The organism is Pseudomonas sp. B21-048, assembly GCF_024748615.1.
Taxonomy (GTDB): Bacteria; Pseudomonadota; Gammaproteobacteria; order Pseudomonadales; family Pseudomonadaceae; genus Aquipseudomonas.
The window spans coordinates 3,099,426-3,114,564 of record NZ_CP087168.1; the positions used below are offsets into that span (position 1 = coordinate 3,099,426).

A 15,139-nucleotide genomic window follows, 5' to 3' on the forward strand; every position below is an offset into this window, starting at 1 on the left:
ATCACCATGTCTGTCTCTACGACCCATGTCCCCTATGACGAGCTTCTGCTCACCAGGGAAACGCCCGTACAACGACGCCGGGTACGCGCCGCCTGGCTGTTTTTGACACCGATGCTGTTGTGTCTGGCCCTGGTGGCAGCCTGGCCGCTACTGCGCACATTCTGGTTCAGCCTGACCGACGCCAGTCTGTCGGACACCGGTGGCGGATCCTTCGTCGGCCTGAGCAATTATCTGTTCCACAACGGCTCCAGCTGGTCGGGCATCCTGGTCGATCCTCAGTGGTGGAACGCGGTGCGCAACACCTTGCATTTCACCGTGGTGTCGGTGGGACTGGAAGTCGTACTGGGACTGTTGGTGGCATTGCTGCTGAACATCAAGTTCACCGGCCGTTCCCTCGTGCGTGCGATGATTCTGATTCCCTGGGCGATTCCGACCATTGTCTCGGCAAAGATCTGGTCATGGATGCTTAACGACCAGTTCGGCATCATCAATCACATGATGCTGAGCGTCGGCCTGATTGATGCCCCCCTGGCCTGGACGGCAGATGCTGATCTGTCGATGTGGGCGGTGATTCTCGTCGACGTCTGGAAGACCGTGCCGTTTGTCACGCTGCTGATGCTGGCGGCCTTGCAGATGTTGCCGAGCGATTGCTACGAGGCCGCGAGGGTCGATGGCATTCATCCGCTGAAAGTGTTCTGGCGTGTCACCCTTCCCCTATTGATGCCTGCACTGTTGGTGGCGGCGATCTTCCGCATCCTCGACTCGCTGCGGGTATTCGACGTGATCTATGTGCTGACCTCAAACTCGTCGAGCACCATGAGCATGTCGGTGTATGCCCGCCAGCACCTGGTGGAGTTCCAGGACGTCGGTTACGGCAGCGCGGCCTCGACGCTGCTGTTTCTGGTGGTTGCGGTCATCGCCATGCTTTATCTCTACCTCGGACGCCGTCAACTGGAGGTCCGGTCATGAACCTGCGCCTACTGAAAAAAGCACTGTTGCGCCTCGGATTCTGGTGCCTGATCGGGGTGTTGCTGCTGTATGCGGTTTTCCCTTTCTACTACGCCATCGTGACGTCACTGAAGCCGTCCAGCGCCTTGTTCGAGGTGAGCTACTGGATCAACAACCCCGACTTCTCCAATTACGCGGCGGTACTCAACCAATCCTCATTCCTGCTAGCTATCGGCAACTCGCTGGTGGTTGCGCTTAGCGTGGTGACGCTGGCGTTGTTCCTCAGCGTGACCGCCGCCTATGCCTTGGGCCGGGTGAAGTTCCGTGGGCGTGGCACGGTGTTGATGATGGTGCTGGGTGTGTCGATGTTTCCTCAGGTTGCGGTGTTGTCGGGGCTGTTCGAGGTGATCCGCGCCCTGGGTCTGTACAACACGTCCTGGGCGTTGATCCTGAGCTACACGATTTTCACCCTGCCTTTCACCGTCTGGGTGCTGACCACGTTCATGGGGCAACTGCCTCATGAACTGGAAGAAGCGGCCATCATGGATGGCGCCTCCCCATGGGTCACGCTGACCCGCGTGCTGTTGCCGCTGCTGTGGCCCGCACTGGTCACCACGGGCTTGTTGGCCTTTATCGCCGCATGGAACGAGTTCCTGTTTGCCCTGACCTTCACCCTCACCGACACGCAACGCACGGTACCGGTCGCCATCGCCTTGATTTCCGGCGGGAGTCCTCATGAGCTGCCTTGGGGGCTGTTGATGGCCGCATCGGTGGTGGTCACCGTCCCACTGGTGATTCTGGTGCTGATCTTCCAGCGCCGAATCGTTTCCGGTCTCACTGCCGGCGCGCTAAAGGGTTGATGCCCGACAACTATAAGGAACAGCATCGTGATCAAGTTGAAACTGGACAACGTGAACAAACAATTGGGCGGCGCGCGGATTCTTCGCGACGTCAACCTGGAGATCGCCGCGGGTGAATTCGTGGTGTTCGTTGGCCCTTCGGGCTGCGGAAAGTCGACTCTGCTGCGACTGATCGCCGGACTGGATTCGATCTGTGACGGCGACCTGCTGATCGACGGGCGACGGGTCAACGACCTGGAGCCGCGCGAGCGTGGCGTCGGCATGGTGTTTCAGTCCTATGCCCTGTACCCGCACATGAGCGTCTACGACAACATCAGCTTTGGTCTCAAACTGGCCAAGACTGAAAAAACCAGCCTGCGCGAGCGCGTGCTGAAAACGGCGCAAATCCTGCAGTTGGACAAGCTGTTGCAACGCAAGCCAAAGGAACTGTCCGGCGGGCAGCGTCAGCGTGTGGCCATGGGCAGGGCCATGGCGCGGGAACCGGACATTTTGTTGTTCGATGAGCCGCTCTCCAACCTGGATGCGTCCTTGCGGGTGCAGATGCGCAACGAAATTGCCCGGCTGCATGCTCGATTGGGCTCGACCATGATCTACGTCACCCACGATCAGGTGGAAGCGATGACCCTGGCCGACAAAATTGTCGTGCTCAATGGCGGTCGCGTCGAACAGGTCGGCTCACCACGCGAACTCTATGAGCGCCCGGCCAGCCGCTTTGTCGCCGGCTTTCTCGGTTCGCCCCGGATGAATTTTCTGCCCGCACGCCTGCAGACACCAGGTGAAACCAGCCTGGTCGACACCCTCGTATGGGGTCACTCGTCCCTGCCCTTCGACAGCTCGAACCTGCCGGCAGGCGCGCAGCTGACTCTGGGGATTCGCCCGGAGCACCTGTCGCTCAAGGCGGCGGAGGGAACCGCTGGCATCGTTGTGACCGCGGTCGAATACCTGGGCAGCGAAACCTATGTGCACCTTGAGACCGGTCAGGACGAGCCATTGATCTGTCGTTGTGAAGTCAGCGCCGGATGGAAGGCAGGCGATCGGGTTGAGCTGCAGCTGGACATCGACAACCTGCACCTGTTCGACGCCGACGGTGCGGCCTTGAGCCGTCATCCACATGCCATTGAAACCCTGCCGGATGGCGTTTCTCTACGCCCGGTACGAGCACGCGCCCTATGACTGTGTCTTTGAATTCCATGAGTGTTCCAATGTCCGCTGCCCTTGATATTGCGCAGCATGCGCTGCGTGAGGGTCTGTCTCGCGTCGTCGATGATTATCGACCCGGTTATCATATCGCCCCTCTCGTGGGCTGGATGAACGACCCCAACGGGGTGGTGTACTTTCGTGGCGAATACCACGTGTTCTATCAGCACCATCCCTTCGACGCGAAATGGGGCCCGATGTATTGGGGGCATGCCAAGAGTGCCGATCTGGTCCATTGGCAGCATCTGCCCATTGCACTGGCGCCCGGCGACGACTTCGACCGCGACGGTTGTTTTTCCGGTAGCGCGGTGGTGTGTGGTGACACCCTTGCACTGATCTACACCGGGCACACCTGGCTGGGTGAAGTGGGTGACGAGCGCTCGATCCGTCAAGTTCAGTGCCTGGCCACCAGTACCGACGGCATCCATTTCGTCAAGCATGGCGCCGTCATCGACACTGCGCCGCAAGACACGATCATGCACTTTCGCGACCCGAAGGTATGGCAGGAGGATGACTATTGGTACCTGATTGCCGGCGCGCGTCTGGGCGATGTGCCGTTGCTCCCGCTGTACCGTTCCACGGATCTGCACACCTGGGAATTCCTCGACTATGTGTCCAGCGGCAGCGAGGGCGATGGCTATATGTGGGAGTGCCCGGACCTGTTCCGGCTGAATGGACGCGATGTGCTGCTGTATTCCCCCCAAGGCATGCAACCCGAGGGTTACGAACGACTCAACAAGTACCAGACCGGTTATCGAGTGGGTCGGCTCGACAGCGAATGGCACTTCACCGGCGGGCCTTTTATCGAGCTGGATAACGGCCATGATTTCTATGCCGCGCAAACGCTAGTGGCCGCTGACGGTAGGCGCCTGGTGTGGGCGTGGCTCGACATGTGGGAAAGCCCGATGCCGAGCCAGGCCCATCACTGGTGCGGCATGCTCGGTTTGCCGCGCGAACTTGAACTGCACGCCGATCGCCTTTACGTGTATCCGGCACGGGAGCTCGCCGCCTTACGCAAGGAGCCATTGCCGGGCACACCCTGGTGGGATGAATCGGGAACCCGGCGCGTGCCGCAAGTGAATGGCGACATGCTCGAAATCCATGTGCATCTGGATTTGCTCGGTTGCACCGACGGCCACCTCGGAATCGCTTTGCGTTGCAGCGACGATGGCAAGGAAGAAACCCTGCTTTACTACGATGCATCGCTGCAGCGTTTGGTGCTGGACCGCAGCCGCTCGGGTGCACAAGTCACCGGTCAGCGCAGCGTGGCGATAGACCCGACACAAGAGCGACTGGAACTGCGTGTGTTCCTCGATCGCTCGTCCATCGAGGTGTTCGACGAAAACGGCCGCTTCAGTTTCAGCAGTCGCCTCTATCCGAGCCCCGACAGTCTGGGCGTGAAACTGCTGGCAAGCGGGACTGGCGGACGGGTCTCGATTCCCAAGGCGTGGCCTCTGGACTCGGGATGGTTGTGAGCGGCGTCATTCGAGTCGCGAGAAACCCGGGCCCTGTGTCATGATCCTGCGTCAACCTGACCGGCCTCGCCTCGCATGACTTCAGTGAAAGACGTTGCACAGTTGGCCGGCGTGTCCCTGATGACGGTTTCTCGCGCGCTCAACAACCCGGAAAAACTGAGCCCCGAAACCCTTCAGCGGGTGCGTCGCGCCATTGATGAACTGCAATTCGTACCGAGCCTGTCGGCGCGCAAGATGCGCGGCGACAACCTCCAGTCGCGCACCATCGGTGTGTTCGCGCTAGACACCGCGACCACACCGTTCGCGGTTGAGTTGCTGCTGTCCATCGAACAGACCGCGCAGCAAGCCGGCTGGAATGTCTTTATCCTCAACCTGTTGAGCAATCCGCCCACCGACCAGAACATTGACCTGATGTTGTCGCACCGTCCCGATGGGTTGATCTTCAGCGCCATGGGGTTTCGCCAGGTGAGCATTCCCGAGCGCTTGAAGAGCAAACCCCTGGTACTCGCCAATTGCCAGGCCGATGACAGTCGCCTGGTGAGTTATGTGCCAGACGACGAAACGGGGCAGTATCGAGCCGTGCATCACGCGCTGAGCCAGGGTTATCGGCGCCCGCTGTGCATCAATCTGCCCAAACAGAGTCTGGCCTGGGGCCTGCGGCAAAAAGGCCTGCAGCGTGCCTGCCAGGCATTCGGCCTGGCGCCGGACGCACTCTTGCAATACAACCTTTCCGATCATGACGCCTATGGTGAAACCGCCGCCATCCTCGACCGGCACATCATTGACGGTCGCCCCCAATTCGACCTTCTGATCTGTGGCAATGACCGGATTGCCTTTTGTGCCTACCAGCTGTTGTTGGGCCGTGGCCTGAAAATTCCCGACGATGTCGCCGTGCTCGGCTATGACAACATGATCGGCATCGCCGAACTGTTCGTCCCGCCGCTGACCACGGTGCAACTGCCGTACTACGAGATCGGTCGCAATGCGGCCCGGCACCTGATCGAGGCTCTGGAAGAATCGGGAACCCAGCCGGTTGATTGTCCATTGGTGGTCAGGACGTCGTTGTGAAGTATCAAAACCCTTTACCGAGGGCGAGCTCTCGGTAAAGGGTTGCTTGATTACTTGGGTGGAACGAAGTTATCCAGCATTCGTTCACCGCCAGTTCAGCCAGCATGATGACTTGCTGAAGCGCCAGCAGGGTATGGCGGTGGGTGCCGTCTACCAATGCAGCAATGTCGCTGGCCATGACACTGGCCGAGGCCAGGTTCTCGCACGTTTGAACCAGCAAGGCTTCATGACCGACATCCGGCGCAACCCTATACAGGGTGCTGGGTTTGCGTGGGGTGTTGTTCATGATCGCTGCCGGGTTGAGGTAGAAATTGAGGGCGCGCTCGGCGGCTTCGTGGAATTTTTTTGAATCGTCAGATTCGTAGGGGGATGCCGGATCGGTGTCTGGCGAATTGGGTGTCACTTTGAACATAGATGAAACTCCCACTTAGAATAAATAAGAGCCATCACCCTCGCTACCAAACGGGGTGGCGACCATACGCGGGTTGGTAGACCGGTCTAAGTAGGAAACCCGGCGCTCACAATGGAGCCCCACGCATGACCACCATATAAAGCTGAGCCCCAAAAAAGGGGCTGCATAAGGTGTCGCCATGCGACTACTTAAAGGCGGGCTACCAAACCCGATCACTGTTTTTCAGTGACAGGGAAACGATATAGCTCGCCCCACAGCCGCACAAGCCAGCGGATTCTGGCGCACGCGTAGGCAACGACGCAAGGTGTTGTAGCCGTTGGGACGTAACGGCGGGTGTCTTTAAACGCGCACCTTGAACGCGTGAAATCCTCCAAAAAAATCGAGGAAACGTCCGACATTCTCAGGATTGTGTCGCGGCGCAACCGCACCTGCCGTCCGCTTAAAATCACGTAGGCGGCGCGGCGATGCGTTTTTTGGGATTTATCTCAACCTGAGCCATTCACAAGCGAAATATGCGCGCCATTCCTTTGCACCCGCATCCCGTCTCCCCCTCCAAGTAGTCCGAAACTCCCACCCCGCTTGGGAGTATCGGGCAATGCGCAATCTCTGGCGCTTCGCCATAGTTGCGACCAAAGGTCAACGGTCAGGCCTCGATGACCGGATTTTTCGGGAGTACATTATGGCTATCACCACTGGAACAGTGACGCTCGACGAGACGACGGGTAAACAAAACAATGACTTGGGCGTCGGTGAATTAAGTGGTATCGCGGTACCAGCCCCCTTGACCTCAATTCTTGAGGATGCGCTGAACGAGGGCGCAACGGAGCAGGTGCCGGACCCGGCAACCACCACCGTCGCACTGAGTGGCTACACTCTCGCTGATCCAGACGGGACCGAAATTCTTGACTTCACTGGACTGGGTACTACGCCCATTACCGATGTCAAGTTCAGTCAGGACGCGGACGGCGACCCGTTCGATGGCAGCGTCACGGCGAAGTACCGCACTGCCGACCAGGTGGAGCACGACCTGCTGACCAGTGACGGCTACAAAATCTACCTCTACTCCTCAGGCATCAGCAATGACGCCGTCATCGGACGCAAGGCCACCGCTGGCGGCTTGACCGATCCGGACGGCGACGTCGTCTTCGTCGCCTACCTGGACACCAACACCATCACTGGCGTTCCAGCCACGGAAGAACTCGATGCCGGCGCCACGGGCGCCAAGGTCTATCTGGTGGAGTTGGAGCCGCTTCAACACCCGGACACTACCAACCCCGACGACGCCGTGACGATTTCCAACCTCTACGTCACGGTCGACCAATTCAGCCACTTCTCGATCGAAGGCGCGCCCTCCGGCCAGAACCTGTTCCTGATGTTCGGTGATGGCACGCCTGGCGTTGATGACAATGGCGATCCGGCCAATGAAGTGTCGATCGTCGTCACCGCCACCAATCCCGTGAATCAGTCCGGTCCGAACCAGGATCCGCTGGTTACGAGTGACGACCTCAGCATCACGACCGGCGGCACCATCAGTACCAGCCAGGGCGGCGGTGGCACCACCATTGGTCACACTAACCAGATGGTCGATCCCGGCGAAGCCTTGGCCTTCACCTTTGTGACCAATGTGGGCACTGCAAATAATGACGTTATCGTTCCCAACCTGAGCGAGAACGAGGCCGACGTTGAGACCAACATCAAGTTCACCGGCCTTCACACCACGACCGGCGCCACCTTTACCGTTGTCCAGTTGCAGCAGGACAAGGCCGCCACGCTGACGATCAGCGCGAGCCTGGCCGACTTTGCCCCGGCGGGAGCCTACATCGACGAACTGAAGCTGTTTGACGATGGGTTCGTCAACATCAACTATGTCAAGGTCAGCCTCCAGAAACAGGTCGGCAACGACATCGTGCCGGTGATCGATCCGGGGGATCCGAATGATCCGAATGACGACAAACCCGTGTTCACCGAATTTGACTCTACTGACTCCGGCATCCCGGACCCTATTACCGGTGTCACCGTCACTTTCAATGCCAACGGCACCGTGACCCTGGCGGGTGTCCAAGCGCTCGATGTGATCGAGTACCACACCGGCGACGCCAGCGGCGACCTCTCCCACAGCCGCGTGGTGATCGCGAACACGGCCGTTAACCCCGGCAACCAGTCGCACATTGATGCCGCTTTCGACATTGGCCAGTTCGCCCTGCGTAGCTCCGTCTCCGGGACCGAGTCGTTCGCGGGGTTGGTGTTCGAGGACGATGGGCCGACGGCCTCGGCGGCGCTGGATGCCGGCGCGGTCAGTCACGACGAGACGACTGGCAACGACGGCGATGCCAACGACGTTACCGGCCCGCTTGCCGCGTTTGCAGCCGTTACCACCGTCAGTACCGACATGACTGCGGCTTACGCCCAGGGCACGGCCTCGGTGATCAGCTCCAGCGCCAGCGTCGGCGGCGCGGACGGCCTGGCCAGCACCGCCTACTCGCTGAACGTGGCGAGCGCGGGCGTTGACTCCGGTCTGGACACGACGGAAGGCAACAATATCCTGCTGACCAAGGAAGGCGCGCTGGTGGTCGGACGCATCTCCGGCGGCGCCGATAACGGCGAAGCTGCCTTCGCCGTGGCGATCGACGCCAGCACTGGCGTGCTCAGCGTCGTCCAGTACCACTCGATCAAGCACCCTACCGGCGGCACCAGCCACGACGAGTCGCTCGCCATCAATAATGCCGCGCTGCTCGCGGTGGCCACCGTTACCGACGGCGACGGCGACACCAACGCCGCCTCGGTCGGCATCGGCGCCCGCGTCTCCTTTCAGGACGATGGGCCAACAGCCTCGGCGGCGCTGAGTACTGGCGCGGTCAGTCACGACGAGACGACTGGCAACGACGGCGATGCCAACGACGTTACCGGCCCGCTTGCCGCGTTTGCAGCCGTTACCACCGTCAGTACCGACATGACTGCGGCTTACGCCCAGGGCACGGCCTCGGTGATCAACTCCAGCGCCAGCGTCGGCGGCGCGGACGGCCTGGCCAGCACCGCCTACTCGCTGAACGTGGCGAGCGCGGGCGTTGACTCCGGTCTGGACACGACGGAAGGCAACAATATCCTGCTGACCAAGGAAGGCGCGCTGGTGGTCGGACGCATCTCCGGCGGCGCCGATAACGGCGAAGCTGCCTTCGCCGTGGCGATCGATGCCAGCACTGGCGTGCTCAGCATCGTCCAGTACCACTCGATCAAGCACCCCACTGGCGGCACCAGCCACGACGAGTCGCTCGCCATCAATAATGCCGCGCTGCTCGCGGTGGCCACCGTTACCGACGGCGACGGCGACACCAACGCCGCCTCGGTCGGCATCGGCGCCCGCGTCTCCTTTCAGGACGATGGGCCAACAGCCTCGGCGGCGCTGAGTACTGGCGCGGTCAGTCACGACGAGACGACTGGCAACGACGGCGATGCCAACGACGTTACCGGCCCGCTTGCCGCGTTTGCAGCCGTTACCACCGTCAGTACCGACATGACTGCGGCTTACGCCCAGGGCACGGCCTCGGTGATCAGCTCCAGCGCCAGCGTCGGCGGCGCGGACGGCCTGGCCAGCACCGCCTACTCGCTGAACGTGGCGAGCGCGGGCGTTGACTCCGGTCTGGACACGACGGAAGGCAACAATATCCTGCTGACCAAGGAAGGCGCGCTGGTGGTCGGACGCATCTCCGGCGGCGCCGATAACGGCGAAGCTGCCTTCGCCGTGGCGATCGATGCCAGCACTGGCGTGCTCAGCATCGTCCAGTACCACTCGATCAAGCACCCCACTGGCGGCACCAGCCACGACGAGTCGCTCGCCATCAATAATGCCGCGCTGCTCGCGGTGGCCACCGTTACCGACGGCGACGGCGACACCAACGCCGCCTCGGTCGGCATCGGCGCCCGCGTCTCCTTTCAGGACGATGGACCGGCAACTTCAGCCAACGACACGGTGCGGCTCGACGACGATGTGCTCACGGGTAATCCTGGCGGCACGGGCGACGATGTAAACTCGGAAAACGTGAGCGGCACTCTGGGACGCGCCTTTGGGCAGGACGGGGCTGGCACGGTGGCCTATCTGACCAGCGGAGCGCCCTTAGGCTTCAGCTATGTGACTGATGGCACCAATCTGTTGGTCATGCAAGGCACGATTACGGTGCTGACGCTGACGATCGTCGCGGCGACAGGCGAATACTCGGTGGTGCAAAACAACCCGATCCTCCATGCGCCGGGCCAGGACGAGAACAACCAGACGTTCACCATCAACTACCGGGTGACTGATGGTGATGGCGATACGGCCGATGGCACGCTGGGAATCAACGTCGATGACGACACTCCGGTCGTAACGGCCAAGTCGAACCTGGTCTACGCGAACGCCAATAATCCGACCCCCGGTGGCACCGGTGTCTTTGCCTATGACATCGGCGCGGACGATCGGTTGGGAACAACCTACAGCACCACGAACACCGACTTCTCCGTGAGCCTGACGGGTGTCTCGGTGGGAGCGAACGCCATTACCAACAAGTCGGTGGTCTGGTCCTCGGAGAATGACACGAGCGCGGTGTTCAACGTTGCCTTTACCTATGTGTCCAACAATCCGAATCAGGGCGACCTCACCAATGCAACCGGTACCCTGACCTTTAACAAGGTGGCCGACACTTACACGCTAAGCCTGACCCACGAGATTGAAAGTTTCAGCATCCTGAGGACGTCGACCGCGCAGGGCTTTACCGGCTATGCGATCGGCGGCACAACGCCGATCAACCAGCAACCGCCGGTCTCGGTGGCCAAACTGGCCGACGATTTCTTCGTGCAGTTCACTGGATTCGCCGAGGCAGGCGGCGGAACCGGAGCAGATAATATCAAGGCGGGTGGCGACAACGCCTTCACCCCCAACGAGCTGTTCTCTGCAGCGACGTCCTGGGTGAGTGTTTCCGGGACTGCAGCAGGTGTGGCCGGTGATACGCTCCAGAAAGGCGAGGTGATGGATCTGGACTTCTTCACGGCCAATCCACTCGGGATCACCACCACAGCGCCCACAGAAACGAGCAAGGGGATTTACCTCAAGTTCGACGGCATCGGCAGCGAGGACCTGGTGATTGTGCTGAAGCTGGTCAATTCTGATGACCAACATATCACCCGGGCGATCATTGTCGATAGCGAAGACATCATCCTGAAAACCGCCTCGACTTCTGCCAATAACTATCATCCGATTGCGAATCCCGCCGCCTACGGGATTACTCTGGATCAGAACGACGGCGCGGTAATCATCGAGAGCAATGACTACAACTTTGGCGACGACAACTACTTGATCGAGGGCTTGCAGGTGCTGGTTTCGACCGAGGGTGTTACCGGGAGCGGGTACAACCTCAATGGCAATGTCGGCGTCAGCGGGGCAAGCACCGGTGCCATGTTGACGTTCGGGGATGAGGCTGGCGAGGGCGGCAAGAGCAACCCCCTGGAGACCGGCGAGGCAGGCTCATGGGACAGCGACGTCGTCAAGATCGTCGACATGGGCTTTGTGAGCTCGTCGACACCGGACGCCCACCTGACCTTCGATGTGAAGGTGACGGATGCGGACGGTGATTCAACCGGCACCCAGACGTTGGACGTGTCCATCGCCGGCGGCAAGACCTTTACCGGTGGGGCGAATGTGGACACCTTCAGCTTTATCGGCTTGGATTCCGATACCGATGTGGTGCTGTCCGCGGTGACAACCGTGATCTCCGGCGGCTTCATCTCCGGCGTCGACAAGTTGGACTTCACGGCGGCGGGTTCGGGTACGAACTACACAGAAGTGCTGGCACCGGTCGCCAACCTGGCGGCATTCACCGCTGCCGCCGATACCGCACTGGACGGCTCGACGGACTACTACTTCGGCGTCGTTGGAGGCGACGGCTACCTGGCATTCGACGGCGACGGCAGTGGTATCACCAACATCATCCAGTTAGTCGGTGTGACCAACATCGCAAGCACTGACATTGTCTGAACACCACTGAGGGCACACGGCCTGGCTCCCCTCAAGGAGCCAGGCCGTTTTCATTGGGCCGCTTCACTCACAATTAGAACAGGCGGCGCCGCATCTTCGCGTCCTCCTCCCGTTTCCCCCTCTCACGTAGGCTGAAACTCCCATCCCGCTTGGGAGAATCGGCCGATGCGCAATCCCCGGGGCTTATCCATAGTTGCGGGCAATGGTCAACGGTCAGGCCTCGATGACCGCATGCTCGGGAGAAAAATCATGGCTATCGGAATCACCGGCGTGGACGTTACGCTGGACGAAACGGCCGGGTTACAGAACCTCACTGCCACTCCAGACCCTGTGGGAGACGCTGACGACAACGACATTCTGGTGTCGTCCCTGCCCTTGCCCTTCTCTGACCGTTTGACCACACTTGGCGCAGGTACCGCCACGGATGCGGCCTTGAGTGGCTATACCGGTGCCGGGGGCGACACGGGCAGCGATGCGTTCACCGTCACCGACGGAGCAACCATTACCGATATCAGCTTCGTCGACATTGCTGGCGCACCGCTCAATGGCGTGGACAGCGGACTGGACACCCTCGATGGCACCAGCATCCTTCTCTATACGGACACGAACAACAACATTCTCCTGGGCCGAGCCGGGAGCGCAACCGGCGCGATCGTGTTCGCGGCCTATATCGAAGAAACCGGATCACCGGTCTCGGGCGGCAAGATCTGGACTGTGGAGTACCAACCGCTCAAGCATCCAGACATGACGAACCCCGATGATTCGCTCAATCTGCTGGATAAGGTATACGTCGGAACCAGTCAGGACCTGGAATTCAGTCTGGCCGGCGTGCCCTCCGGTGCGAACCTCTTCCTGATGTTCACGAAGGCGAACCCGACAGTTGTCGACGTCGGTGGTGTGTTGCGGATCACGGACCCCACCATCATAGCCACCGGTAAGGACCCCGCAGACGAGTCAAGCGGCGCCAATATAAACACTGGCGACACGATCATTACCAGCCAGGCGGCTAACCCGACCACCTTCGGCACCAACAATCAGATGATTACGGAACAGGATGGCATCCGCTTTTCGTTCGTCACCGGTGCCAGGCAGGATGTGACCATTCCCAACCTTAGTCAGACCGAAGCAGATGTTGAGTCCAACATCGACTTTACCGACGTCGTCAATGCGAAAAAGGCCAGCTTCGACGTCGTGCAGTTGCAAGGCGGCAAGAGTGCTGTGGTAAAAATCAGCGCATTCAGCACTGCCGCTGAACCTGGCGTGAACTTCATCAACGGCTATGCGAACGATACGCCGGTTGCCATCACCAACGTTCGCGTCTTCAACAGCGCCGGGGTGGTGATCGATAATTCAGACGGATCGGTGAATGATCTGGCCATTGGCATCACCTTTTCTGGTGGGGTTGCAACCGTCACCGGCGTTTTGGCCGGCTACCAGATTGAATACACCACAACCTCGGATCACAACCGCGTGCTCGTCGAGAACGGGGCGGCCCTCGACGCCAGGGGCAATACCCACGCCGATTTTGATATCGGTGGTTTCACGCTGCTCCAAACTGCTGTTACGACCGCCGAAATCGGCTCCAAGATCATCTTCGAAGATGACGGCCCAGCACTCGCCTTTGGCAACCTGATCGGGACCGGTAGCGTCCTGCCGCAAACTGGCTTCTGGAGTAGTTCGGCCGGCGCCGATGGGCTGGATGCGAACGGTCTGGATATCTCGTTGGTGAATGACCAATTCACCCTCGTCAGGCCAGACAACACGACCATCACCGGGACCGGCACGCTCCTTGAGCAGTCACCCTCACCGGACGGCAATGGCACGTACTATTTTGCAGGGACATTGACTGGCGATTTCGACAACAACGACACAACGGCGGATACCGACGTCGATTACACGCTGACCGCCTTTGCCAATGGCAGCTATGTATTGGATCTGGTGCAAGGCTTCAGTTCGACGGTCGTGCTCAGCACTGCCGATGGCTCGCTCGCTGCCGGCGGTCCGGACCCGGTGCGCACATTGTTAATTCCAGATACGAATGACCCGACTATTCCTTCGGCATCTGAGGAGGTTGTGTTCTTTTCCGCGAAGGCGCTTGCGTCGACTACGGACATCCTGACCGGTATCGGGCTTGGAGCACCCGACCCCACCGAAGCCGAACTACAGACCAACCCCCTGCCCGCGTACATCGACCCGAGGGCCATGAACGTCAGCACGTCCGGTATCGGCGTCGCCAATAACGTCCTCCAGGGAGACAATCTGGTGGCAATCGGCGCTACCGATGAAAGTTTCGTCATCAATCCGGAGACCCTGCTGACGGGGATGAAGGTTTTCATCGACAACTCCGTGGCGGGTTACAACACAGCGACCGAGGACCTGTATTACAGGATCTACTACGAGGATGGCACGACTTCGAATCTCATTGAGGTGAATACCCTGACTCCAGAGGCCGGCGGACAAGTGTCCTTCCTCATTGAGCAGGAAGGTACGGCGCTGATCGACGCTGTTCAGCTCACGATGGGCCGAGGCGACATCAAGATCCCGGTGATCCAGTTCATTCAGGAGACCGAGAGCCTGGCCAGCGATATTCAGCTGACGTTCAACGCGACGGTGACGGACAGGGATGGGGACTCGGCATCAAGTACGTTTGACGCCAACCTGTTCGCCAACGACTTGGTCGGCGCCTTCGACTACACGCTGGTGGGTACGGGCGGTGAGCGGGATGCCTTCAACGTCGACTTGTCATTCGATGAGAACCTGTATCAGGTCACCGGCTTCGATGCGGGCGCAAACCTGCGAGACACCCTGGTGCTCAACGGCGACCAGACTGCCGGTGTCCAGATCGACACCAGCGGCGCAGACAGCATCGTCACGGTTACCGAAACGGGCGGACAAGTCACGACCATCACCTTGGTCGGGGTCGATCTTCTGACTAGCGACATCGTTATCGGCAGCGTCTGAGGCGTCGCGTGTGAAAAATGCGAGGGTGGCGCAAGCCACCCTCGCATTGTTTTTTGCAGTTCAAACAGGCGATCCGCACGCTCGCATCCCCTTGGGCACCCTGCGGCAGACCACCGACGAAGACGACTAGGCCGAAACTCCCATTGCACTTGGGAGTATCGGCCAATGTGCAATTTCCGGCGATTGATCATAGTTGTAGAGGTCAATGGTCAGG

Annotated in this window: 7 protein-coding genes and 1 pseudogene; 7 read left to right on the forward strand and 1 reads right to left on the reverse strand. The window is 60.1% G+C overall.

Annotated features, from left to right (window positions below):
- Window positions 1-6: 6 nt before the first annotated feature.
- The 5 genes from LOY56_RS14620 (at window position 7) to LOY56_RS14640 (ending at window position 5,548) form a co-directional block, all read left to right on the forward strand.
- Window positions 7-969, forward strand: coding sequence for a carbohydrate ABC transporter permease (locus LOY56_RS14620; protein WP_258615021.1), 963 nt, complete (start codon window positions 7-9; stop codon window positions 967-969).
- Window positions 966-1,808 (forward strand): carbohydrate ABC transporter permease, encoded by an 843-nt coding sequence (locus LOY56_RS14625; RefSeq protein ID WP_258615022.1) that lies wholly within the window; start codon window positions 966-968, stop codon window positions 1,806-1,808. Before LOY56_RS14620 ends, LOY56_RS14625 begins: the two co-directional genes overlap by 4 nt.
- 27 nt (window positions 1,809-1,835) lie before the next feature.
- Window positions 1,836-2,981, forward strand: coding sequence for an ABC transporter ATP-binding protein (locus LOY56_RS14630; RefSeq protein WP_258615024.1), 1,146 nt, complete (start codon window positions 1,836-1,838; stop codon window positions 2,979-2,981).
- On the forward strand, window positions 2,978-4,480 hold the full coding sequence (locus LOY56_RS14635; RefSeq protein WP_258615027.1) for a glycoside hydrolase family 32 protein: 1,503 nt from the start codon (window positions 2,978-2,980) through the stop codon (window positions 4,478-4,480). Before LOY56_RS14630 ends, LOY56_RS14635 begins: the two co-directional genes overlap by 4 nt.
- Window positions 4,481-4,555: 75 nt before the next feature.
- Window positions 4,556-5,548 carry a LacI family DNA-binding transcriptional regulator gene (locus LOY56_RS14640; RefSeq protein WP_258615030.1) on the forward strand — a complete coding sequence of 331 codons (993 nt, stop codon included), beginning with the start codon at window positions 4,556-4,558 and terminating at the stop codon, window positions 5,546-5,548.
- A gap of 50 nt (window positions 5,549-5,598) precedes the next feature.
- Here the strand turns inward: LOY56_RS14640 and LOY56_RS14645 are convergent.
- Window positions 5,599-5,960, reverse strand: a pseudogene (locus tag LOY56_RS14645) (DUF6124 family protein).
- Window positions 5,961-6,555: 595 nt separating this feature from the next.
- On the opposite strand from LOY56_RS14645, the gene LOY56_RS14650 reads away from it, so the two are divergent.
- Window positions 6,556-11,964: a DUF5801 repeats-in-toxin domain-containing protein gene (locus LOY56_RS14650; protein WP_258615031.1), complete on the forward strand. Its 5,409-nt coding sequence runs from the start codon at window positions 6,556-6,558 to the stop codon at window positions 11,962-11,964.
- 249 nt (window positions 11,965-12,213) lie between these two features.
- A complete protein-coding gene (locus LOY56_RS14655; protein WP_258615033.1) occupies window positions 12,214-14,925 on the forward strand; it encodes a DUF5801 repeats-in-toxin domain-containing protein in 2,712 nt (903 codons plus the stop codon).
- The last annotated feature ends 214 nt before the right edge of the window (window positions 14,926-15,139 follow it).